A 22,886-nucleotide genomic window follows, 5' to 3' on the forward strand; every position below is an offset into this window, starting at 1 on the left:
TTGCGCGCCGGACCCTAACGTAGACTCAATAGACCCTTGAGGGCCGACGTCGTCCCGATCGAGATCCACCCTGAGCGACGACAGGAGGCCCGGTGGCCTTTCCGTACCCTCACAGCAGCCCGAAGCAGGCCCCGCACCTCGGCCCGGGAGCGCCCGCGGCCGGGCTCTACGACCCCGCGCAGGAGCACGACGCCTGCGGTGTGGCCTTCGTGGCGGACCTGCACGGGCGGCGCTCGCACGCGGTCGTGGTCAACGGCCTCGACGCGCTCTGCCGGCTGGACCACCGGGGAGCCCGAGGCGCGGAACCCAACACCGGCGACGGCGCGGGCATCATGATCCAGATTCCGGACGCGTTCCTGCGCGCGGTGGTGGACTTCCCGCTGCCGCCCGCCGGCGAGTACGCCACCGGCCTGGTCTTCCTTCCCGACGACGACGACGCCGAGGCCCGCGCGCGCCGCGTGGTGGAGAAGTACGCGCTGGTCGAGGGGGCCGACGTGCTCGGCTGGCGGGACGTGCCGGTCGACCCGGGCGGCCTCGGCGAGACCGCCCTCGCGGCGATGCCCCGGGTGCGGCAGCTCTTCCTCGCCGCGCACCGGCTCACGGGCTCGGCGGCCGGGCCGGCCGGGTCGCCGCTGGGCGGCGTCGAGCTGGAGCGGGTCGCGTTCTGCGTGCGCAAGCAGGCCGAGCGGGAGAGCGCCGAGCGGGGCGTGCCGGCCTACTTCCCGTCGCTGTCCGGGCGGACCATGGTGTTCAAGGGCATGCTCACCCCCGACCAGCTCCCGGCGTTCTATCCGGAGCTGTCCGACGCGCGGGTGGAGAGCGCGATCGCGCTGGTGCACTCCCGGTTCTCCACCAACACGTTCCCGTCCTGGCCACTGGCGCACCCGTACCGGCTCATCGCGCACAACGGCGAGATCAACACGATCCGGGGCAACCGCAACTGGATGCAGGCCCGCGAGGCGCTGCTGCGTACCCCGAACCTGCCGGGCAACATCCGCCGGGTCTTCCCGGTCTGCACCCCCGCCGCCTCGGACTCGGCGAACTTCGACGAGGTCCTGGAGCTGCTGCACCTGGCCGGGCGGAGCCTGCCGCACGCGGTGCTGATGATGATCCCGGAGGCGTGGGAGAACGACCCCGACATGGCCGCCGACAAGCGCGCCTTCTACCGCTTCCACGCGAGCCTGATGGAGCCGTGGGACGGGCCGGCCTCGGTCGCCTTCACCGACGGCGAGGTCGTCGGCGCCGTGCTGGACCGCAACGGGCTGCGCCCGGGGCGCTGGTGGCGTACGGACGACGGGCTCGTGGTGCTCGGCAGCGAGGCGGGCGTGCTTGACCTCGACCCGGCCCGCGTGGTCGCCAAGGGCCGCCTCCAGCCGGGCAAGATGTTCCTGGTCGACACCGTCGCCGGCCGCATCGTGCACGACGAGGAGATCAAGGCGGAGCTGGCGGCCGAGCAGCCGTACGCCGACTGGCTGCACGCCGGCCTGATCGACCTGACCGACCTGCCCCCGCGCCGGCACACCGTCTACACCCACGACTCCGTACGCCGCCGCCAGCAGACCTTCGGCTACACCGAGGAGGAGCTGAAGATCCTGCTCGCGCCGATGGCGCGCACGGGCGCCGAGCCGCTCGGCTCGATGGGCACCGACACCCCGATCGCCCCGCTCTCCACCCGGCCGCGGCTGCTCTACGACTACTTCCACCAGCTCTTCGCGCAGGTCACCAACCCGCCGCTGGACGCCATCCGCGAGGAGCTGGTGACCAGCCTGGCGTCCACCATCGGCCCGGAGGGCAACCTGCTCGACCCGGGCCCGGCGAGCTGCCGGCAGATCGTGCTGCCGTACCCGGTGATCGACAACGACGAGCTGGCGAAGATCCTCTCCATCGACGAGGACGGCGACCTGCCCGGGTTCAAGGCGGTGCGGGTCTCCGGGCTCTACCGGGTCCGGGAGGGCGGCGCCGGCATCAAGGCCCGGCTGACGGAGATCTGCCGGCACGTCTCCGAGGCCATCGAGGACGGCGTACGCATCCTGGTGCTGTCGGACCGGGACTCCAACGCCGACCTCGCCCCCATCCCGTCGCTGCTGCTCACCGCCGCCGTGCACCAGCACCTCGTGCGCGAGCAGACCCGCACCCAGGTGGCGTTGATCGTCGAGTCCGGCGACTGCCGCGAGGTGCACCACGCGGCGGTGCTGATCGGCTACGGCGCGGCGGCGGTGAATCCGTACCTGGCGTTCGAGTCGGTGGAGGACATGATCTCCACCGGGGCGCTGGTCGGCGTGGAACCCGCCAAGGCCGTGCGCAACTACGTCAAGGGCCTCGGCAAGGGCGTCCTGAAGATCATGTCCAAGATGGGCATCTCGACGGTGTCGTCGTACTGCGGGGCGCAGGTCTTCGAGGCCGTCGGGCTGGACGCCAAGCTGGTCCAGCGCTACTTCCGGGGCACCCCGAGCAAGATCGGCGGGATCGGGCTGGACGGCATCCACGCCGAGGTCGCCGCCCGGCACGCCGTGGCCTGGCCGGCGCCGGGCGCCGTGGCGTCCGACCGGCTGGAGGTCGGCGGCGAGTACCAGTGGCGCCGCGAGGGCGAGCTGCACCTGTTCAACCCGGAGACGGTCTTCCTGCTCCAGCACGCCACCCGCAGCCGCCAGTACGACGTCTTCCGCCAGTACACGGCCAAGGTCGACGAGCTGGCCGCCGCAGCCGGCTCGCTGCGCGGGCTGTTCACCCTGCGTACGGGCGTGCGGCCCCCGGTGCCGCTCGACGAGGTCGAGCCGGCCAGCGAGATCGTCAAGCGGTTCGCCACCGGCGCCATGTCGTACGGGTCGATCTCGGCGGAGGCGCACGAGACCCTCGCCATCGCGATGAACCGCCTCGGCGGCAAGTCCAACACCGGCGAGGGCGGCGAGGACGTCGACCGGCTGCACGACCCGGCCCGCCGCTCGGCCGTGAAGCAGATCGCCAGCGGCCGGTTCGGGGTGACCAGCGAATACCTGGTCAACGCCGACGACCTCCAGATCAAGATGGCCCAGGGCGCCAAGCCCGGCGAGGGCGGGCAGCTGCCCGGCAACAAGGTCTGGCCGTGGATCGCCCGCACCCGGCACGCCACCCCGGGCGTCGGCCTGATCTCCCCGCCGCCGCACCACGACATCTACTCCATCGAGGACCTCGCGCAGCTCGTCCACGACCTGAAGTGCGTCAACCCGTCCGCGCGGGTGCACGTCAAGCTGGTCAGCGAGGTCGGCGTCGGCACCGTGGCGGCGGGCGTGGCCAAGCTCAAGGCCGACGTCATCCTGATCTCCGGTCACGACGGCGGCACCGGCGCGTCCCCGCTGAACTCGCTCAAGCACGCCGGCACCCCGTGGGAGCTGGGACTGGCCGAGGCGCAGCAGACGCTGCTGCTCAACAAGCTGCGCGACCGGGTCACCGTGCAGGTCGACGGCCAGCTCAAGACCGGCCGCGACGTGCTGGTCGCGGCGCTGCTCGGCGCCGAGGAGTTCGGCTTCGCCACCGCGCCGCTGATCGTCGAGGGCTGCGTCATGATGCGCGTCTGCCACCTCGACACCTGCCCGGTCGGCATCGCCACCCAGAACCCGGTGCTGCGGGAACGCTTCACCGGCCGGCCGGAGTTCGTGGAGAACTTCTTCCTCTTCCTCGCCGAGGAGGTCCGCGGCTATCTGGCCGAGCTGGGCCTGCGGTCGATCGAGGAGGCCATCGGCCAGGCCGAGCTGCTCGACGTGGCCCCGGCGATCGCGCACTGGAAGGCCGGCGGGCTGGACCTGACCCCCGTGCTGCACCTGCCGGAGCTGCCGGCCGGGGCCGCCCGCCGGGGCGTACGGGCCCAGGACCACGGGCTGGAGCTGGCGCTGGACAACGAGCTGATCGCCCTGGCCGGGCCCGCGCTGGCCGACGGTACGCCGGTGCGGGTGGAGGTGGCGGTGCGCAACGAGCACCGCAGCGTCGGCGCGATGCTCGGCGGCGAGGTGACCCGCCGCTTCGGCGGGGCCGGCCTGCCCGCCGACACGATCGAGTTCACGCTGCGCGGCACCGCCGGCCAGTCGTTCGGCGCGTTCCTGCCGGGCGGGGTCACCCTCCGGCTGCACGGCGACGCCAACGACTACGTGGGCAAGGGCCTCTCCGGCGGTCGGCTCGTCGTGCGGCCCGACGCCGCCGCCCCCTTCCTCGACGGCGAGGCCGAGCCGGGGCAGCGGGCCGAGGACCAGACCATCGCCGGCAACACCATCCTCTACGGGGCCACCGCGGGCGAGCTGTTCCTGCGCGGCCGGGTGGGGGAGCGGTTCGCCGTACGCAACTCGGGCGCGGTGGCCGTCGTCGAGGGCGTCGGTGACCACGGCTGCGAGTACATGACCGGCGGGACCGTGGTGGTGCTGGGTCCGACCGGCCGCAACTTCGCCGCCGGCATGTCCGGCGGCATGGCCTTCGTGCACCGACTGGACCGCCGCCGGGTCAACGCGGAGCTGGTCGACCTGGCGCCGCTGTCCGGGGAGGAGCAGGCGGTGCTGCACGAGCTGGTGCAGCGGCACTTCGCCGAGACCGACTCGGCGGTCGCCGAGGGGCTGCTCAAGCGCTGGCCGGAAGCGGTGGCGGAGTTCACCGCCGTGGTGCCCCGGGACTACCGCCGGGTGCTGGAGATCATGCGGGCCGCCGAAGCCGCCGGCCGCGACGTCGACGACGCGGTGATGAGCGCACTCTCCGTGCCCGCCGCGAAGTCCGTGCCGACCCTGCCCGCCGCGCGGGTGACGGTCCAGGAGGTGGCTCGTGCCTGACCCGAACGGTTTCCTGCGCTACGACCGGCGGCTGCCCGCCCGCCGCCCGGTGCCGGTGCGGATCAGCGACTGGCGCGAGGTGTACCCGCCGGCAGGCGAGGAGCTCATCCGCGAGCAGGCCACCCGCTGCATGGACTGCGGCATCCCGTTCTGCCACGACGGCTGCCCGCTGGGCAACCGCATCCCGGACTGGAACGACCTGGTCCGCACCGGGACCTGGGACGCCGCTGTCGAGTCGCTGCACGCCACCAACAACTTCCCCGAGTTCACCGGCCGGCTCTGCCCGGCGCCCTGCGAGGCGGCCTGCGTGCTCGGCATCGGTGGCGGGCAGCCGGTCACCATCAAGCAGGTCGAGGTGGAGATCGCCGACGCGGCCGTCGCCCGGGGCGGCCTGCTGCCGCGCCCGGCACCGGCGCCGACCGGACGCTCGGTCGCCGTGGTCGGCTCCGGGCCCGCCGGCCTCGCCGCCGCGCAGCAGCTCGCCCGCGCCGGTCACGCCGTCACGGTGTACGAGCGCGACGACGCGATCGGCGGCCTGCTGCGGTACGGCATCCCCGACTTCAAGCTGGAGAAGGTCCACATCGACCGGCGCCTGGCCCAGCTCGCCGCCGAGGGGGTGCGCTTCCGCACCGGGGTGAACGTCGGCGTCGACGTCACCGCCGAGCAGTTGCGCGCCGAGCACGACGCGGTGCTGCTCGCCTGCGGCGCGTTGCGGGGCCGGGACACCCCCGAGACGCCGGGGCGCGGGCTGCGTGGCGTACACCAGGCGATGGACCACCTCGTCGCGGCCAACCGGGTGGTCGCCGCGGCGGCGGGCGGCCGGCCCGCCACGGCGGTGCTGCCCGACGGCAACCCGATCGACGCGGCCGGCAAGCACATCGTGATCATCGGTGGCGGCGACACGGCGGCGGACTGCCTGGGCGTGGCGCACCGCCAGGGCGCGGCCGGCGTACACCAGTTGGACCTCTACCCGCAGCCGCCGCAGGCGCGCGACGAGGCCCGGGACCCGTGGCCCACGTGGCCGTGGCTGCTGCGCAGCTACCCGGCGCACGAGGAGGGCGGCGAGCGGGTCTTCGCCGTCGCGGTCCAGGAGTTCGTCGACGACGGCACCGGCCAGGTGCGGGCGGTGCGGATCGCCGAGGTGACCGTGGAGAAGCGGGACGGCCGGCGCATCGTCACCCCGCTGCCCGGCTCGGAGCGGGAGTTGCCGGCCGACCTCGTGCTGCTGGCGATCGGCTTCGAGGGCACCGAGGAGCAGCCGCTGCTCGACCAGCTCGGGGTCTCCCGCAACGCCCGTGGCGCGATCGACGCCCGGCCCGACTGGCAGACCGCCACCGACGGCGTCTTCGTCGCCGGCGACATGCACCGGGGGGCCTCGCTGATCGTCTGGGCGATCGCCGAGGGCCGCGCCGCGGCCGCCGCCATCCACGCCCACCTGGGCGGGACGGGCACCCTGCCCGCCCCGGTGGACCCGGCCCGCCAACCCCTGGCCGCGCGCTGAGCCCATCGCCCGCGACCGCCGGTGCCCGCCCGGAGATCCGGGCGGGCACCGGCGTACCGCTCAGCGGGTCAGGAGCTGGTGCGACTCGCGGAGCTTGGCCCAGGACCTCGGCTCGGCGGGCGGGCCGGCCTTGCGGGCCGCGTCGGGCACGTCCGGGCGGCCGGGGGTGAGCAGCCAGGTGGTGAAGAAGTCGTCCAGGTCCAGACCGGAGATCCGTTCGGCCAGGGCCTGGAACTGGGCGGTGGTGGCGTTGCCGTGCCGGTGCGCGGCCGTCCAGGCCGGCAGGAGTGCGAAGAACGCCTCGTCGCCGATGGCCAGCCGCAGCTGGTGCACGGTCATCGCGCCCCGGTCGTAGACCGCGGCGTCGAAGATCCTGCCCGGTCCGGGCGCGCCCGGCGGCACCTGCCAGAACCCGTCGTCGGCCGGGTAGCTGGCGTACGTGAAGTCGAACAGCTCCTGCGCGGTGCCCTCGCCCTGCTCCTCCGACCAGAGCCACTCCGCGTACGAGGCGAAGCCCTCGTTCAGCCAGATGTCGCTCCAGTCCGTCAGCGAGACCGAGTTGCCGAACCACTGGTGGGCCTGCTCGTGCACCACCACGTAGGTGTTGGCGCCCCGGCGCCAGAAGCCCGGCCCGTACACCGGGCGGGTCTGCGTCTCCAGGGCGAAGCCGATGCCGTCGACGGGCCCGGCCACGCCGCCCTGCGCCTCGAACGGGTACGGCCCGAAGATCCCGCTGCACCACTCGACGACCTCGGCCGTGCGCCCGATGCTGGCCCGCGCGGCCGGCCCCAGCTCGCCGAGGCCGGCGCTGTACGCGTTGACCACCGGCTGCCCGTTCGGCGCCGTGTCGGTGACGATGTCGTACTGGCCGATGGCGAGGAACGACAGGTAGGTGGCGGTGGGTGAGGTGGTCCGCCAGCTCCACCGGGTGCGGTTGCCCGCCTCGGCCAGCGGCGGGCGGGGCTGGACGCCGTTGCTGATCACCTCGACGCCGGTCGGCACCGAGACGGAGACGTCGAAGGTGGCCTTGTCCTGCGGGTGGTCGTTGCTGGGGTACCACCACCAGGCCGACTCCGGCTCGTTGACCACCATCGCCCCGTCGGCGGTGCGGGTCCAGCCGGTGTAGCCGCCGACCAGCGTCTCCGACGGCACGCCCGAGTAGCGCACCACGATGGTGAGCTGCCTGCCGGCCGTGATCGCGCGGCGCGGGGTGACCACCAGCTCGTGCACGCCCTCCCGGGTGGCCGTGGCCTGCCAGCCGTCGACCCGCACCGACTCGACGTCGAGCAGGAAGTCCAGGTTGAACCGGGACAGGTCCTCAGTGGCCCGGGCCAGGATGGTGGTGGGTGCCGGTGAGCAGGTCGGTCGCCGGGTCGTAGCGCAGCCGGACGTCGTAGTGCTGGACGTCGTAGCCGCCGTTGCCGTAGTCGGGGAAGTAGCTGTCGCCCAGTCCCGGGCCGCCGGGTTGCGGTGCGGCGGCGGGGACGGGCCGGCCCAGGGCCGGTGGGGCGGCCTGGCCGGGGGCGCCGGCGACCAGGCCGCCGGCGGTGGTGACGGTCAGGGCGGCGATGGCCGCCGTGAGAGCGCGTCGCACGGGGTGGACTCCCTCCGTCGGGGTGTACGCACCGGCCAACCTAATCGACGATCGTGAACCTGTTGGTCCCGTCGTCCGATCTGACCCATTCCATTGATCTGAATGTTTCGATAGCATTACCGCCTGGTAACAAGCCCCCGTCCCTGGCCACGCGCGCGGTCACCGGGCCCACCACCCCCTGTCCCGTGGAGGTCCCCTCATGCCCCACCGCCCGCTGGCCCGTGCCCTCGCCGCGCTGGTCGCCCTGTCCACCGCCGCCCTCGGCGCGCTGCTCGCCCCCGGTACCGCCCAGGCCGCCGCAGCCGTCAACTACGTGGCCCTCGGCGACTCCTACTCCTCCGGCGTCGGCGCCGGCCCGTACGACCCGTCCACCTGCCTGCGCAGCCAGAAGTCGTACGCCCCGCTGTGGGCCGCCGCGAACGCGGTCACCAGCTTCACGTTCCCCGCCTGCGGCGGCGCCGTCACCTCCGACGTCATCAACAACCAAGTCGGCTCCCTGAGCGCCAGCACCACCCTGGTCACCATCACCATCGGCGGCAACGACGCCGGCTTCGCCGACGTGATCACCAGCTGCCGCTTCGGCAGCACGTCGAGCTGCACCAACGCCGTCAACGAGTCGAAGGCGTTCGCCACCACCACGCTGCCGGGCCGGCTGGACGCCACGTACGCGGCGATCCGGAACCGGGCCCCGAACGCGCGGCTGATCGTGCTCGGCTACCCGCGACTGTTCGAGACCGGCTCCTGCGGGCTGCTGGCGATGAGCACCTACAAGCGGACCATCCTCAACGAGGCCGCCGACGTGCTCGCCACCGTCATCTCCGGCCGGGCCGCCGCGGCCGGCGCCACGTTCGCCGACACCCGCCCCTACTTCGCCGGCCACGGGGTCTGCGCGGCCGACCCGTGGATCCGTGATGTCAGCGGCGTCATCGAGGCGTACCACCCCGACGCCGACGGCTACCGGTACGGCTACCTCCCGGCCCTCAACGCCGTCACCCGCTGACCGCCCCACATGTAAGGAAGGTGCCCTTCCTATCGCTCTAGCGATAGGAAGGGCACCTTCCTTACACCTCAGCCGACGCGCCCGGCTTCGTCACTGTCCGGTGTCGCCGGTGTCCGTTAGGGTCCTTGTGGATCAGGTGGGACGACAGCGACGGGAGCGAGAAGTGGGCAGGCTCGCGTCGGCGTACGGGCAGGCGGTCGCCGCCCACCGGGCCGCCCGCGTCCACCTCGAAAACGCCCGCGCCGCGTGGCGTGCCGCGCCACCGCCCGCCCCACCGGCGGCCGACCCCGACCTGGTCGCGCGGCTGGCCCGCGTCGGCGGCGCGCTCGCCGCCCCCGCCCCGGGCACCCCGCTGACCGGTACGCCCCGGCCGGTCCGCCTCGGTGAGGCGATCACCGCTGGCGGCGGGTTCCCCGTGCTGGTGCCCCTCGGCGGCGGCCATCACCTGTCCGTCGACGTCGACGCCCGTGACCCGCGTACCGCAGCGCTGCTGCGGGCCGTCGTCCTGCGGATGCTGGCCACCGCGCCGCCCGGTGGGCTGCGGGTCGCCGGGCTCGACGCCGCCGCCCTCGGGGCCACCTTCGGACCGCTGCGCCCGCTGGTCGACGCCGGGGTGCTCGACCCGCCCGCCACCACCGAGGCGGAGGTGGCCGCGCTGCTCGACGACGCGGAGCGGCACGCCCGCGCCGCCCGTAACGGCGACCGCGTCGACCAGGAGCTGTTGCTGGTGGTGGCCGCGTCCGCCCCGTCGCCCCGGGAGGCCGCCCGGCTCGCCGCGCTCACCCACGCCGGCCCGGCCGCCGCCGTCTGCGTCCTGGTCGGCGGCTGGCCGTCCGGGCCGTCGGCCACCCCACCGCCGCCGCTGGGCACCACCACCGCGCTGCGCCTGACCCCCGACGGGTACGCCCACGTCGGCGACCCGCCCGGCGCGCCGTTCAGCCCCGACGGCAGCGGGCTGGCCGTGCCGGTGCTGCTCGACGGCGATCCGCCGCCGGCGGCCGTGTCGGCCCTCGCGGAGCACCTCGACGCCGCCGTCCGCCGCCAGGCCGCCGTGGGCTTCACCGAACTGCTGCCCCCGCATCGGTGGACGGAGTCCGGCCGAGCCGGCCTGCGTACCGTGGTCGGGCGCGCCGGCCGGGACGCCGTCGCGGTCGCCTTCGACGACGCCACCCCGCACTGGCTCGTCGGCGGGCGCACCGGCGGCGGCAAGACGGTCTTTCTGCTCGACGTCCTCTACGGGCTGGCCGCCCGCTACTCCCCGGCCGAGCTTCAGCTCTACCTGCTCGACTTCAAGGAGGGCGTGAGCTTCACGGAGTTCGTGCCGACCGAGCGCGACCCCGCCTGGCTGCCGCACGCCCGCGCGGTGGGCATCGAGAGCGACCGCGAGTACGGCGTCGCCGTGCTGCGCGAGCTGCGCCGCGAGCTGAACCGCCGGGCCACCCTGCTCAAGCGGCACGGCGTCACGAAGCTCGCCGACCTGCCCGCCGACGTCGCGGCCCCCCGGGTCGTGGCGGTGGTCGACGAGTTCCAGGTGCTGCTGGCCGGCCGGGACGCCATCGCCCGCGAGTCGGTGGACCTGCTGGAGGAGTTGGCCCGCAAGGGCCGCTCCTACGGGGTGCACCTGGTGCTGGCCAGCCAGAGCACGACCGGCATCGAGGCCCTCTACGGGCGGGCCGAGGCCGTCTTCGGGCAGTTCGCCCTGCGGGTGGCGCTGCCCGGAGGCGGCGGCGTGCTCGACCGCGACAACCCCTCCGCCGCCACCCTGAGCGTCGGCACGGCCGTGCTCAACACCGCCGCCGGGGCCGCCGGCGCCGACTCGGTCGTCCGCTTTCCCGATGCGCATGCCGAATCCGGCGTGCTGGCCCGGCTGCGCCACGAGCTGTGGCAGGCTCGCCCGGCGGGTGCCCGTCCGCCGTCGGTGTTCCGGGGATACGAGGGTGCCCGCGTCGAGGACGACACCACGTTCGCCGGTCTGCGCCCCGGCGGCCGGCGTCCCCTGGCGCTGGTCGGCCGCACCGTCGACATGGACGGCACGTCCGCGCTGTTCATGATGGACACCAGCCCCGGCCGGCACCTGGCCGTCGTGGGCACCGCCGTCACCGCCGCCGAGGTGCTGCGCGCGGCCACCCTCAGCCTCGCCCGCCAGCACGGCCCCGGCGAGGCGCGGTTCCTGCTCGCCCCCCTCGTGGCCGCCGCCGACCCGGCCGTCGACGACACCGTCGCCGCGCTCGTGGCCGCCGGCCACACCGTGGAACGCCTCGACGCGCACGCCCTGCGCGACCGGATCGTGGCGCTGGCCGCGCCCCCGCCCGGCCCAGCGGCGTCGACCGTCCCGGTGCCCGCGACCAGCCCGGCGACGTCGACCAGTGCGGGGCTGGCCCGCAGCTACCTGGTCGTGTTCGGGATGGACGCCGCCTCCGCCGTGCTCGCCGCCGCTGATCCGGTGACGTTCCGTTCCGCCCACGAGGACCTGCGTGCCCTGCTGCGTCAGGGGCCGGGGCGGGGCGTGCACCTGCTGGGCTGGTGGCGCGGCCTGCGCCGGCTCGCCGACGACCTCGGTGGCACCCAGAACCGGGACGACGTGGCCTGTCTGGTCGCGCTGAACGTGACCGGCGCCGAGCTGGGGCTGCACCTGGGCGTGCACGATCTGGCCTACGAGCCGCGCGCCGACCGGGCGCTGCTGGTCGACCGGCACGACCAGCGGGTACGCCTCATCGTGCCGTTCACCCGCGACGGGCACCCGCCGGACGGAGGGAGCTGAGTGTCCACCTTCGAGGACTACGCGGCGCTGGCCCGTCATCTCGCCGCTCAGCGGCAGGCCGGCGAGCAGGGTGCCGCCGCCGAGTCGGCCCGCCAGCGGGACCTGCACGCCGCCGTCGACTACCTCGACCGCCGGCTCACGGCGCAGGGGCAGCGCCTCGACCAGATCGGCCACACGATCGGCAGTCCACCCCCGCCCTCCGACCAGCCCGCCCCCGGCGCCCCACCGGGCGGCCCGGTTCCGGCTGGACCGACGTCGGGCGGCCCGGTGGCGACTGCGCCCACCTCGGGCGGCCCGTCGGCCGTCGGGGTGCCGTCGGCCGGGCGGCCCCACGGGTTGCCGCCACCGGGGACGGGATCGATCGGCGGCGCAGCCGCCGTGCCGGGGCGGCCGGGGGTCGGGGCGTACCCCCAGGGGAGCCCGGGGGAGACGGCGCTGGCGGTGCCGGGCGGGGTGCCCACGCCGCGCGCCGGGGAGCTGGACCCGGCGGCGGAGCTGGAGTCGGCGCGGCGCTGGGCCGACGAGGCCGACCGGCTGGGCCAGCAGGTCGAGCTGCTGGCCCAGCGCCCGGCGCTCCTGCCGAGCTGGTCACCGATGGCCCGGGCGCTCGCCGTCTATCTCGGCTGTGCCGGCGTCGGCGTGCTGCTGATGCTGGTCATGGTGCTCGCCTCCGGCGTCGGGGCGCTCGGCCTCGGCACGCTCTACACGTGGATGTGCGCCGGGTTGCCCGCCGTGTCGCTGATCGCCGGGTGGCTCATCCTCGGTCGCTGGGGCACGCCCGCCGTGGTCGTCGGCACGCCGCCGCGCTACCCCCTGCTGGGCATCCTGGTCTGCTTCCTGGCAGTCCCGCTGGCCTACTGCGGCTACCTGCTGATGTTCCGCGCCCTGCGCTGACGCCGCGCTGTCGCGCCGGGCGGCGGTCTCGGTGGCGGCGAGGAAGGCGTCCAGCTCGGCGGGGGTGAGCCCCTCGTCCTCCAGCAGCGCCAGGAGCAGCACCGTGCCGGCGGTCACCCCTCCGGCGGTGCCGGGCGGCGGCGGGCGCTCGCCCAGGGCAGCGCCGAGCAGCGTCTCCGCCAGCGTCGGGTCGACGTCCACGCCGGTCAGGTCGTAGCGTTCCCGGGCCGCCGCGACGAACCTGATCAGCGGCGCGCGGTCCTGCCCGGCGACGAACCGGCGGCGCGCGGCCACCAGCAGCGCCCCGGCGAGCAGGTCGGCGTAGCGCAGCCACTGCGGCTCGGTGAAGCGCCGCAACCGGCGGTCGTGCCGGCCGAGCCGCCCGTCGAGCAGGCTCCGTAGGGCGGTCGTCGGGTCGTCGGTCATGGACGATTCCACCTTCCTCGGTCTTGTCGGCTGCGCGGCAGGCCCGCTCCGGCCCGCCGGTCGTGCCCTCTGGCGTTGGCGACGACCAGGTCGGCGGCGGCCCGTGCCCCCTGTGCCGTCGCCCGTGCGGTCGCTGATGCGTCCGCCCGCGCTGGAGCGACCCGCCGGGGCGGCAGCGTGGGTGCCGGCTCCGGTGTGCCGGCCAGGGCCGCCGCCCACCGGTCGATGGCCCGGCCGCCGTGCGCCAACCGCGCGGCCACCAGGTCCAGCCGGGCCACGGCCGCCCGGAACCGGCCCGCCGCGGCCAGGTCGCTCGGATCGCGCGCCGCGCCGGGCCGCTGCGGCAGGGCGCCCCCGCCCGTAAGGTCGGAACGCTCCCGGTGGTGGCTGCGGCGGATCCGGTCCTCGGCCGCCGCCAGCCACCATCGGGTCCTGGCGGCCTCGGCGGCGGCCCGGTCCGCGTCGGCGCGGGCCGCCCGCAGCCCGGCGAGCAGGTCACCGGCGCTGCCGGAACCGGCCCGGGCCACGCCGAGCCCGGCGTGCACGAGGCTCAGCGCCCGCCAGCATTCGGTCACGGCATCCTGCCAGGGCAGCCGCCGGCCGGGCGGTCCCGCGCCGTGCAGCAGCCCGCCGGCCCGGTCGGCCGCCGCGATCGTCGCCAGCCAGGCGTCCCGAAGCCGGTCGACGGCACGCGCGTGCCCTGGCAACTCCGGTGGCGCCGCTTGGCCTCGGGGCGCCGGCAGCACGGGCGACGCCGGGCGGATCGGCGGCGGGGCGTCGCGCCGGTCACGGAGCCGGGCCCGCGCGGCGCGCTGCACGTCGCAGGGGCCGGGCCGTCCGCACCTGCGGCAGATCCCGGTGTACGCCTCCGTGTCGTGCTCGACCACCGTCCGCCGCGCCTCGACCAGCTCGCGCAGGACGTGGTGGCGCAGCTCGTCAGCGTTCACAGGGCGACCCTGGCGTGCTTGACCAGGCGGGCGAAGCTCACCTCCGGGCACGGGTACGGCTCGCCGCACCCGCACATCCAGCGCGTCACGGGCCGGGGCGGGTGGGCGAACAGCACGTCGTCCGCGTCCTCGACGTCCTGCGCCGACGCGAATAATCGCCCGGCGGCGGGTGACGTGTCGTTCTGCGATGGCGCGTGGTCGTCCATCGGTACGTTGCCGGCGGGTGGGTCTGGTTCGTGGGGCACGAGGGTGTCTCCCGTCCGTCGCTGGCGGTGCGGAATCCAGCCGGGGCCGCGTGCGGGCGGCCACGGCACGCCCGGCCGACCGGGGGGATCGACCGGCCGGGCGCTCTGTGCGGTGGGGAAGAACCAACTCCGGTTTGCAGACCTGGGAGCCGGTCAGGGGGAGCCTATATAACAAGTGATGTACGCGCAAGGCTGACTTCGTATTGGTTGCTATACACGGCTCGCTCGTGATCGAATGGAGGTGCAGACCTGGGAGACACACATGCCCGCTAAAGCAAAGTGGGCGCAGATCGCCGACGGCATCCGCGCTCAGATCCAGTCCGGCGAGCTGTCGCCGGGCGACAAGCTGCCGTCGACCTCCGAGCTGTGTCGTCAGCATGACGTCTCGGCCATCGTCGTTCGGCAGGCAATTAACGCGTTGAAGATCGAGGGCCTGGTCGAAGGCGTCGGCGGTGTGGGCGTCTTCGTCGTGGACGAGTGACGTCCGCACGTGTGGTGCGGCACTGCCACCGCTGAGCGACCCGGGCCGCATTGTCGGACTTCCCGTAGATCTTGGCAGCTTTCGGCCCTCAGCGGGGCAACGTATCGCCAAGATCTAGCCGCCGGCCTTGCTTCAGGTGATCGCACGGTCGCGCTCGGTGCGCTGATCTCGTACTCTCCTCTGTGGTCGTGGCTCGTGCGGGGGCGCGACGGTCATTCGTGGTGTTCGGGGGAGGGCACGTGAGCGCAGCGGAGATGATCGCCAGGTTGGCGGCGGCGTCGCAGAAGCTGGACGAGGCAAAAGCGAAGACGGCGGCGGCTGCCCAGGACGCGGCCGAGGCGCGGCAACTCGTCGCGGGCGCGTTGCAGGGCATCGGTGCCGGGCCGCTGATCGGCATGATCGATTCGTACCGCGAGGCGCTGATGCGGGCCGCGCAGGGCAGCGAGCCGGCCAAGCAGCAGGTCCAGGAGACGATCGCCAAGGTGCATGCGCTGGGAAACTGAGCACGGGTGGTGGCGGCGGTACAAGTCAGCCACCCGTTGTCGCGAGACCCGTGATTCGGCCGGCGATTCCGCGAAGGCTTGACGCCGGTGCTCGCGGGCAGGCCGCTCCTCCTGCTCGCCCGCGTGAACGCCTCTCCAGCGAGTCGATCGCCTGGTGGACATCAGCAACGGCGGCGGCGTATGCGACGTTTCAAGAGTTCCTGCCGCCTGTGGTGAAGGCGTTCGCCGGCACTGTCCTGGCTGCCGCCACATCTGTCGGCTCGTACAAGGCATGGCAAGCAAAGCGGAAAGATCGGAGTGGTGGCGATGAAGATCGATGACCGTGTCGAAGTGCTGGTCAGATCTGTCCTGGATGCGGCGGTCCACAAGGATGCCGACCGCCTTGCTGCCGCAACAGCGTCGCTCGGAGACGAGGCAACCGTGACGAAGGCTGTGGAACTCAGCCTCGCGGTAGCGGCTGCCGTGCTCTTCGAGGTTCATGAGGGCTCGCCCTCGGCCGACCAGATCACGGAGATCTCCCGCACGATTGCGGAGCAGGAACAGTGGAGCGGGATCCGAGCTGCTGAGGTCGATTTCCTGCTGCGAGCGATATCGACCGGAAGCCCGGTGGTGGCGGGGAGTGGGTCGGCGTCGGCCGCCGTCCCATTTGTGGTTACGGCGAACCTGCTGGCCGCTGCTTCCCAGCCGGATGAGGGCGAGTGGTGGTTCAACTATCTGGACAAGGTGGAGGCGGCGATCGAGGCGGCGGGATGAGCCGGGCGTCCGAGCCGGTGACGCGTGACGGTGGGGTGCTGGACGGGTTCCACATCCGGCAGGTGCCAGGTGACATCGGCACCGAGGTCTCCGACTTCGCCAGCGAATGGGACGACGTCCGGTTCGCCACGCGGGTCTGGGAGCGGCAGACCGACGACGGTCACCAGGTCGACCTGCGCGTACACGTCATGCGGGGCGAGCGGCTGTCCGACCTCGCCGCGCTGCGCGACTTCCTCACCGAGTACCACGAGCGCGACCCTGACGACTGGCCGTTGACCGAGTTCATGCGCGGTGACGCTGCGGGACTTCGTGACGACTCCCAGGCGTTCTGGCTTGCTGAGCCTGGCGTCGCCGTCAACGTGCTGGTCGCCGCCGACCTGGCGGACGAGGGGCAGCTTCTGGCAACGGCGCTTGCCGTCGTGGCGGTATCAAATCAGGATGATCCCGCCAGCGCAGGCGTCGAACGACTGGCCCCAGTGCGTCCACCAGCGGATTAAGGTCAGCGGTGCCGAGGTGCGTCTGGTGTCGGCGTCCGGTGATCGGCTTCTCCGACGGGCAATGTCCTGTTCGGGATGGGCTGTCACGGCAACGGGGATGCTGTAGGGCACCCGCCGCCGGGAAATCACACGACAACTGTCGTGAGGTGCCGGAGGATCTCCGGTGATGTTCGCTGTTCTCCTCCGCCGAGCGCGCCCGCCGTCGCCTCTCGCCGGCCCGCTCGCTGCCCAGTCACTCCTTCTCGCCCTCGGTGAGGGCACGTTCATGACGGGCTCGGCGGTGTTCTTCACCCAGATCGTCGGGCTGTCCGCCGCCCAGGTTGGTCTCGGCCTGACGTGCGCCGGCATCGCCGCCTTCCTGGCCGCGCTGCCGACGGGCAAGCTGGTCGACCGCTTCGGGCCGAAAATCCTTCGCCTGGCCTGACCATGTGTGATGAGCGCCGCGCTGCTGCGGCGTTCTTGCTGACAAATGCTGATCGGTTCAGACCGCGAAGGTGTAGCAGCCGCAAAGGATGCTGACGTCGTCGTCGGACGCGGGCCAGGCGATCATCGGGTGGCCGAGGTGGGCGACGAGTGTTTCGCCCGGGCCGTACATGGCGGGCACGGATCGGGTCAGTCCGAGCATTCGCATGATTCCCTGTTGGTCGTCGCCCCCGCACGGCGATCAGGCGTTGAAGCGGCCGTCGAGCACGTGCGGCCGGTCGTGCGGCAGTTTGATCCCGATGAGTCGGTGCAGCGCGGTCAGGTCGGCGGAGTCGAGTGCCGTTCACCACCGAGATGCAGCAAGGCGAGCAGCGCGGCCCGCCGGGCTGGCGCGGGACCGCGCCGCCGGATCGCACGTAATTCAGGCAGCATTGATGCCGAACACCGGGCCGACCCGCTGCCCCGGCGGGCTTCGCATCCCGAGACACATGACCCCGCGACATCCCGGACCCGTTAGCGGTCGCTACCTGGTCAGCGGGTTCCGCGTGATCTCGGCGGCCGGCGGAACATCAACGTTCACCTTCGCCCCATACTCGGAGATGGTCAGTTCCGACCGGTCCCACTGACTGTCACCGGCCGGCTCGCGGAGGTACGCAAGGCGGGCGAGGCGGCCCTGGCTGTCGACAGTCGCCTCGAACGCCACGGCTCGGTCCTGCGACCTGTCCTCCAGCCCGTAGGCTGCTGCGAAGTCGAAGTCGCCCCGGAAGTTGCCGCTGCCGGCCCGCTCCGCCCGGACGATGTGATCCAAGGGCTTGAACAGGCCACGGGCATCCATATCGATGAGCCCGTTGCCCTTGGGGTGCCGTGTGGCGTCGGTATGCACCCAGGTCTTGCCCTCTTGGGCTTTGACCAGCGCGCCGTCCTTCGAGAAGCGGGTGTAGACGTCCTGCCCGATCTGGCGGGTCTCCGTGGTGACCTTCACCCCGTCCTCCAGGACGGACATCGTGAAGACTCGCCAGTTCCTTGATTGGTCCGTCACTCCCACCAGGTCACTGAGTTCCTGCCCATCCCCTCGCGTCACCTTCGCAGTCAGTCGAAAGCTCTCGCGGTCGAGCCGGTCGACCGTCTCTTGGAGCACGGCTGCGGCATCGTCGTGCCGCTCCGGTGTGCACCCGCTCACCACACACACGGCCGCGACGACGAGGCCGAGGACAAACCCGTGATACGGGCGATTACCTACCACTGCCGAGTCCTTCCCCCGCGAAGTGCCAACCCGGGCAGTCATCGGGTGACCCCGAGTTCTCGTCACCCCAGCCCAGGCGGGCGTCAGTGTAGGTGAGGACTCGGCCAGGGGTATCCGAATTACCTACGAGGTGAATTGTCAGCCGCCAGTGGATCAGGTAGTCGCACACGCGGCCTGCATCGACTCGGCCGGCCCCGCGCTGGTCTTCGCCCCGACTGCCCGCCGGGCCGGTGGTGATCAGGCGCGCTCGACCACGATCACCGGGATCTCGCGCTCGGTCTCCTTCTGGTAGCGGGCGTACGTCGGGAAGACCTCCGTCATCGCCTGCCACAGCCGGGGCCGCTCCTCGGCGGTGGCGGTACGCGCCCTGCCCCGGAACCTCTCGGCCCCGACCTGCACCTCCACCTGGGGGTCGGCGCACAGGTTGAGGTACCAGGCGGGGTGCCGCGCCGCCCCGCCGTTCGACGCCACCAGCAGGTAGCGGTCGCCGTCGCGGCCGTAGATGAGCGCGGTGCGCCGCAGCGTGCCCGAGCGGCGCCCCCGGGTGGTGATCAGCAGGGCGTCGTAGCCGTGGTACTTCCCGCCGTCGACGCCGTCGCTCGCCACGTAGCGGCGCACGTGGCTGGCCACCCACTCGACCGGGCTGTCCTCAATGGTCTCCGACATCCGGCCAGCCTAGCGGCGTCCCGCGGTGATCGTCGGCCCGTCGGACGGCGCGGAAGCGGGGGAAGGGCACCGGTCAGGGATCGGTGAGCAGCAGCCAGTCGTCGTCGAGCGGGACGACGGTCGCGCCCTCGGGCCAGACATGTGAGCCGGCGGCCGTCGCCCGCGCCTGGTCCACCTGGGGACGGCGGGCGAAGCTCGCCCCGTCGAAGGTCACCGGGCCGTGGAAGCGGGCCCGACCGAAGTTCGCCGCCCCCTCGAAGCGGGCCCGCTCGAACCAGGTCTGGTCACCGAACTCGGTCCACCGGAACAGGGCCAGGTCCGCGAAGCGGGTCTGCCGGAACCCGGCGTAGCCGGTGAACGTGGCGTGGTCCATCGAGACCCCGCTCAGGAAGACCGCCTCGCGGAAGGTCGCGCTGTCGGTGAAGCGGGACGCGTCGAAGCTCGCCGTCCGGTGGAAGGTGACGCCCCGGAAGGAGGCCCGGGCGACGGTGGCGTGCCGGCACGACAGCCCGCCGGCGAGGTCGGCGCGGTCGAAACTGACCCGACCGGCGATCCAGGCGCGGTCGAGGACGATCTCGGCGTCGCCGCGCAGGTCGTCGCAGGCCAGGTCCGCGAAGGTCGCGCCGAGGGAGAGCCGCCCGCGCACGGTCGCGCCGGCCAGGCTGGTGGTGCCGGCGCAGACCGCGCCGGTGAGGTCCGCGTCGTCCAGTGTGCAGCCGGCCGCGTCGAACCCGTCGAGCCGGGCGCCGGTCAGGTCCAGCCTGACCCCCGGCCAGTAGGCGTCGTCGTCCGCGCGCAGGTGCCGGGTCAGGACCCGCTGGGCGGTGCGGCGCACCTCCGCCTCGCGCGCGTCGTCCTCCGGCGCTGGCATCCGCAGGTACGCGCAGAGCACCGCCACGATCGTCTCCCGCTGGGCGGGATTGTCCTGCCCGAGCCGCTCCAGGGCGTGCAGGCCACCCAGGCGTACGGCCGCGTTGTCGTTGCCGAGCAGGGCGACGGCGCTGGTGTACAGCTCAGTGAGGCGGCGCTCGGCGGCGTCGTGCTCGGCGGCCTCGGCCTGCCGTTCCTGGTGGCTGTGCCCGGCCTCGGTGACCGCCTCCGCGTGCGCCTGCACCCGTTCCCGGTGCGCCTGGTCCTGCGCGGCGACGGCCTCCTGATGCCGCTGGGCGCGTTCGCCGATCCACTGTCGCCGGGCGGCCAGCAGCAGGGCGAGCCCGCCGCCGGTGCCGGCGACCACGGTCAGCCCGGTGCGGATGGCGTCGATGCGCAGCGTCGCGCGGGTGTCCGGCTGGGCGGCGCGGTCGGCCTCGCCGAGCAGCCAGTCGAGCACCAGCCAGCCGAGCAGCGCGGCGACCAGCAGCCCGACGAGCACCAGCCACCACGGCATCACCCGCAGCGGCTCTTCGCGGGGCGGTGTCGGGCGCACGGGTCACAGCATGCCACCGCGCCGGGGCCGACGTGGGGCACCGTCCCCCGTGGACGGTGGCTGCCTGGATTGCCGGTTTGCGCTCTCGGCGCGACAAGAGGTTACCGGGCCGTAACTTGTGATTGACGTTTATGGATTATGCCCATCATCATCGTCTCCACGATCGATCGGAACCACCCCCACCCCCGCCCGCCCGGTTCCACCGGGATCCTCCATGGGAGGTGCAGCTTTGCTGTTCCGAAAGATCGTCCCCGCCCTCGCCGTCATGGTCGCCGCCGTGCTCGCCGCCCCCGCCACGGCCGCTGTCGCAGCCCACGACCGGCCCGCGGCCAGCACGGACCGGAGCGCCGCCGACCCGGCCGATCCCGCCGCCGGGGACGGCGTCACCAGCACCGCCGCCGAGATCGCCGTGGCCGCGGCAGGTAACCCCGTCATCGTCGTCGGTGGCCTAAGCGGCATCGCCTCCGCGTACGGGCCGCTGGCCTCCCGGCTGCGCGTCGACGGGTACCGGGTCTGGGTCTACCAGCTGCCCAACCTCGGGCTCGGCGACATCCCCACCTCGGCCCGCGCGTTCAGCAGCTTCGTCGGGCAGGTCCGCGCATCGACCGGCGCGGCCAAGGTCGACGTCGTCGCCCACTCCGAGGGCGGCCTGGTGTCCCGGTACTTCATCAAGAACCTGGGCGGGACCAGCAGCATCGACCGCTACGTCAGCCTCGGCACCCCGCAGTACGGCACGTACGTGGCCAACATCGTGAAGTTCCTCGGCCTGGGCAGCTGCGCCGGCGTCGTCGCCTGCCAGCAGATGTCGATCGGCTCGTCGTTCCTCGCCGGCCTCAACGCGGGCGACGACACCCCCGGCACGGTCCGCTGGACGGCGGTGCGCACCCTCCAGGACGAGCTGGTGCGGCCCGTCGACAACGCCACACTGGCCGACGGAGCGACCAACGTGCTGATCCAGTCGGCGTGCCCCCTGCGGGTCGTCGGGCACCTCGGCCTGGTGCTCGACGGCACCACCTACACGGTGATCCGGCAGGCCCTGCGCGATCAGCCGATCCGCCCCAACTGCTTCGCCCTGTAGCGCGCGGGGGCGGGCGACCGCGCGCCGCCCGCCCCGCGCGCCGCGTCAGGCCGCCTCGGCGAGGGCCGCGTACTCGTCGTCGGTCAGCCGCACCTCGGCGGCGGCCACGTTCTCCTCCAGGTGCGCCACCGACGACGTGCCCGGGATCGGCAGCATCACCGGCGACCGGCGCAGCAGCCAGGCGAGCGCGAGCTGGGCGGGCGTCGCGCCGTGTCCGGTGCTGATCGCGTCCAGCGGACCGCCCGGCCGCGCCAGGTTGCCGGTGGCGATCGGGAACCAGGGGATGAACGCGAGGTCGTTGCGCTCGCAGTACTCCAGGACGGCCTCCGCGCTGCGGTCCGCCAGGTTGTAGAGGTTCTGCACCGAGACGATCGGGGTGACGGCGCGGGCCGCCTCGATCTGCTCGACGGTCACCTCGGACAGGCCGATGTGCCGGATCTTGCCCTCCTGCTTGAGCAGCGCCAGCTCCCCGAGCTGGTCGGCGAGCGGCACCTGCGGGTCGATCCGGTGCAGCTGGTAGAGCCCGATGGCCTCCAGGCCGAGGTGCCGCAGGCTCAGCTCGCACTGCTGGCGCAGGTACTCCGGGCGCCCCACCGGACGCCAGTCGCCCGGGCCGGAGCGGGTCAGGCCGGCCTTGGTCGCGATGACCAGGTCGTCGGCGTACGGGTGCAGGGCCTCCCGGATGAGCAGCTCGCTGACGAAGGGCCCGTAGGAGTCGGCCGTGTCGATGAACGTCACGCCCAGCTCGTACGCCCGGCGCAGCACCCGCACGGCCTCGGCCGGGTCCTTCGGGTCGCCCCAGACGCCCGGGCCGGTGAGCTGCATCGCCCCGTAGCCGAGCCGGTCGACCTGGAGGTCGCCCCCGATCCGGTACGTCCCCGAGGCCTTCGCGGGCTGTTTGCCGGCGTCATTCGTCATGCGTGCATTCCCCATCCTGTCCGTCTCCGGCGGTCGATCCCACCACCTGGAGGCTTTCCCACCGATCGCCGCCCGCACCACCACCGGGGCGGATCGAGACCGGGATCACCCGGGCCGCACGTGCACCGGGGCTGGCAGGTGATCGAGGTGGGCGCGCCGGAAGGGCCGGGTCAGCGGGCACGGTGCTGCGGAAACAGCGCGAGCGGGCCGCAACCGGGCCGGGCGGCCGACGAAGTTGCCCGGAGCACCCGTGCCGGCCGGCTGCCCGTGCGACGCTGGGCCGTGCCGGCTCGACGTCGACCACGGGCGCTCGCCCCGCCGGTCGACCGAGCCCACGTCGCCGCGTGCGGCGCGACGCGGGAGGGGAGCGCCATGACGGGAGTGCCGCAGGTCGACTTCGCGCTCGACACGTACGAGTGCATCGTGCTGTATCCCGGCGCGGCCGGGCGGGCGCTGCCGGCGGAGACGGTGCAGCGGTTGCAGGCCGAGCACCTCGCGCACATGCAGGCCCTGCAACGGCGGGGGATCATCCTGGTCGCCGGCTCGATGGACGGCCCGGCCCGCGAACCGGACCCGCCGATCGGCTTCGGCTTGGCCCGCACCGGCTCCGTGGACGACGTACGCAGCGTCATGGAGGCCGACCCGGCCGTCCAGGCGGGGCTCTACCGGGTGGACGTGCTGACCTTCCTCTGCCCGGAGGGCTCGCTGGACTTCCCGCTGGTCAAGACGCAGAGCTGACCCGC

The 22,886-nt window shown here is 73.4% G+C and carries 19 protein-coding genes and 1 pseudogene; 12 read left to right on the forward strand and 8 right to left on the reverse strand.

Going from position 1 to position 22,886, the window contains the following annotated elements:
* Nucleotides 1–92 precede the first annotated feature (92 nt).
* Both gltB and EV374_RS16835 read left to right on the forward strand, forming a co-directional pair.
* Nucleotides 93–4,787 (forward strand): glutamate synthase large subunit, encoded by a 4,695-nt coding sequence (gene gltB, locus EV374_RS16830; RefSeq protein WP_132236387.1) that lies wholly within the window; start codon nt 93–95, stop codon nt 4,785–4,787.
* On the forward strand, nt 4,780–6,288 hold the full coding sequence (locus EV374_RS16835; RefSeq protein WP_132236389.1) for a glutamate synthase subunit beta: 1,509 nt from the start codon (nt 4,780–4,782) through the stop codon (nt 6,286–6,288). The genes gltB and EV374_RS16835 overlap by 8 nt, the downstream gene beginning before the upstream one ends.
* Nucleotides 6,289–6,348: 60 nt before the next feature.
* Here EV374_RS16835 and EV374_RS16840 read toward each other — a convergent pair.
* Nucleotides 6,349–7,882 (reverse strand): annotated as a pseudogene (locus tag EV374_RS16840) (M1 family metallopeptidase).
* Between the two features lie 199 nt (nt 7,883–8,081).
* On the opposite strand from EV374_RS16840, the gene EV374_RS16845 reads away from it, so the two are divergent.
* The 3 genes from EV374_RS16845 (at nt 8,082) to EV374_RS16855 (ending at nt 12,537) form a co-directional block, all read left to right on the forward strand.
* Nucleotides 8,082–8,882 (forward strand): SGNH/GDSL hydrolase family protein, encoded by an 801-nt coding sequence (locus EV374_RS16845; RefSeq protein ID WP_132236391.1) that lies wholly within the window; start codon nt 8,082–8,084, stop codon nt 8,880–8,882.
* 163 nt (nt 8,883–9,045) lie between these two features.
* A complete protein-coding gene (locus tag EV374_RS16850) occupies nt 9,046–11,643 on the forward strand; it encodes an FtsK/SpoIIIE domain-containing protein (protein WP_132236393.1) in 2,598 nt (865 codons plus the stop codon).
* Nucleotides 11,644–12,537, forward strand: coding sequence for a hypothetical protein (locus tag EV374_RS16855; protein ID WP_132236395.1), 894 nt, complete (start codon nt 11,644–11,646; stop codon nt 12,535–12,537).
* A gap of 422 nt (nt 12,538–12,959) precedes the next feature.
* Here the strand turns inward: EV374_RS16855 and EV374_RS16860 are convergent, their stop codons facing one another.
* A complete protein-coding gene (locus EV374_RS16860; protein WP_132236397.1) occupies nt 12,960–13,910 on the reverse strand; it encodes a hypothetical protein in 951 nt (316 codons plus the stop codon).
* Entirely contained in the window at nt 13,907–14,116 is a 210-nt protein-coding gene (locus EV374_RS16865; protein WP_132236399.1) for a hypothetical protein, read from the reverse strand. Before EV374_RS16865 ends, EV374_RS16860 begins: the two co-directional genes overlap by 4 nt.
* 274 nt (nt 14,117–14,390) lie before the next feature.
* Between EV374_RS16865 and EV374_RS16870 the strand changes: the two genes are divergently transcribed.
* The 5 genes from EV374_RS16870 (at nt 14,391) to EV374_RS16890 (ending at nt 16,813) form a co-directional block, all read left to right on the forward strand.
* On the forward strand, nt 14,391–14,636 hold the full coding sequence (locus tag EV374_RS16870) for a winged helix-turn-helix domain-containing protein (protein ID WP_132236401.1): 246 nt from the start codon (nt 14,391–14,393) through the stop codon (nt 14,634–14,636).
* Nucleotides 14,637–14,875: 239 nt separating this feature from the next.
* Nucleotides 14,876–15,139 (forward strand): DUF6244 family protein, encoded by a 264-nt coding sequence (locus EV374_RS16875; RefSeq protein ID WP_091076450.1) that lies wholly within the window; start codon nt 14,876–14,878, stop codon nt 15,137–15,139.
* Nucleotides 15,140–15,439: 300 nt separating this feature from the next.
* Complete coding sequence (locus EV374_RS16880; RefSeq protein ID WP_132236403.1) at nt 15,440–15,892, forward strand: hypothetical protein; 453 nt, start codon at nt 15,440–15,442, stop codon at nt 15,890–15,892.
* Complete coding sequence (locus EV374_RS16885; protein ID WP_132236405.1) at nt 15,889–16,389, forward strand: hypothetical protein; 501 nt, start codon at nt 15,889–15,891, stop codon at nt 16,387–16,389. Before EV374_RS16880 ends, EV374_RS16885 begins: the two co-directional genes overlap by 4 nt.
* Before the next feature lie 163 nt (nt 16,390–16,552).
* Nucleotides 16,553–16,813 (forward strand): MFS transporter, encoded by a 261-nt coding sequence (locus EV374_RS16890; protein WP_207914246.1) that lies wholly within the window; start codon nt 16,553–16,555, stop codon nt 16,811–16,813.
* 57 nt (nt 16,814–16,870) lie between these two features.
* On the opposite strand, the gene EV374_RS32595 is transcribed toward EV374_RS16890, so the two are convergent.
* The 4 genes from EV374_RS32595 to EV374_RS16905 form a co-directional block, all read right to left on the reverse strand.
* The gene (locus EV374_RS32595) at nt 16,871–17,014 is read right to left on the reverse strand and encodes a hypothetical protein (RefSeq protein WP_165947809.1); all 144 of its coding nucleotides are present in this window, start codon (nt 17,012–17,014) and stop codon (nt 16,871–16,873) included.
* Nucleotides 17,015–17,335: 321 nt separating this feature from the next.
* The gene (locus EV374_RS16895; RefSeq protein ID WP_132236407.1) at nt 17,336–18,055 is read right to left on the reverse strand and encodes a hypothetical protein; all 720 of its coding nucleotides are present in this window, start codon (nt 18,053–18,055) and stop codon (nt 17,336–17,338) included.
* A gap of 237 nt (nt 18,056–18,292) precedes the next feature.
* Nucleotides 18,293–18,721, reverse strand: coding sequence for a nitroreductase family deazaflavin-dependent oxidoreductase (locus EV374_RS16900; protein WP_132236409.1), 429 nt, complete (start codon nt 18,719–18,721; stop codon nt 18,293–18,295).
* Between the two features lie 73 nt (nt 18,722–18,794).
* A complete protein-coding gene (locus EV374_RS16905; RefSeq protein ID WP_132236411.1) occupies nt 18,795–20,147 on the reverse strand; it encodes a pentapeptide repeat-containing protein in 1,353 nt (450 codons plus the stop codon).
* A 229-nt stretch (nt 20,148–20,376) separates the two neighbouring features.
* On the opposite strand from EV374_RS16905, the gene EV374_RS16910 reads away from it, so the two are divergent.
* Nucleotides 20,377–21,225, forward strand: coding sequence for an alpha/beta hydrolase (locus EV374_RS16910; RefSeq protein WP_486485800.1), 849 nt, complete (start codon nt 20,377–20,379; stop codon nt 21,223–21,225).
* 45 nt (nt 21,226–21,270) lie between these two features.
* Here EV374_RS16910 and EV374_RS16915 read toward each other — a convergent pair whose 3' ends face one another.
* Nucleotides 21,271–22,143: an aldo/keto reductase gene (locus EV374_RS16915; RefSeq protein WP_132236413.1), complete on the reverse strand. Its 873-nt coding sequence runs from the start codon at nt 22,141–22,143 to the stop codon at nt 21,271–21,273.
* Between the two features lie 372 nt (nt 22,144–22,515).
* Between EV374_RS16915 and EV374_RS16920 the strand changes: the two genes are divergently transcribed.
* Entirely contained in the window at nt 22,516–22,881 is a 366-nt protein-coding gene (locus EV374_RS16920; RefSeq protein ID WP_132236415.1) for a YciI family protein, read from the forward strand.
* Nucleotides 22,882–22,886: the final 5 nt, after the last annotated feature.

This window comes from Micromonospora sp. CNZ303 (genome assembly GCF_004345505.1).

Bases quoted from the DNA above. Each gene is read 5' to 3' on its own strand.
- EV374_RS16845 (WP_132236391.1), top strand. From the start codon at position 8,082: ATGCCCCACCGCCCGCTGGCCCGTGCCCTCGCCGCGCTGGTCGCCCTG.
- EV374_RS16865 (WP_132236399.1), bottom strand. From the start codon at position 14,116: ATGGACGACCACGCGCCATCGCAGAACGACACGTCACCCGCCGCCGGG.
- EV374_RS16870 (WP_132236401.1), top strand. From the start codon at position 14,391: ATGGAGGTGCAGACCTGGGAGACACACATGCCCGCTAAAGCAAAGTGG.
- EV374_RS16885 (WP_132236405.1), top strand. From the start codon at position 15,889: ATGAGCCGGGCGTCCGAGCCGGTGACGCGTGACGGTGGGGTGCTGGAC.
- EV374_RS32595 (WP_165947809.1), bottom strand. From the start codon at position 17,014: ATGCTCGGACTGACCCGATCCGTGCCCGCCATGTACGGCCCGGGCGAA.
- EV374_RS16900 (WP_132236409.1), bottom strand. From the start codon at position 18,721: ATGTCGGAGACCATTGAGGACAGCCCGGTCGAGTGGGTGGCCAGCCAC.
- EV374_RS16915 (WP_132236413.1), bottom strand. From the start codon at position 22,143: ATGACGAATGACGCCGGCAAACAGCCCGCGAAGGCCTCGGGGACGTAC.
- EV374_RS16920 (WP_132236415.1), top strand. From the start codon at position 22,516: ATGACGGGAGTGCCGCAGGTCGACTTCGCGCTCGACACGTACGAGTGC.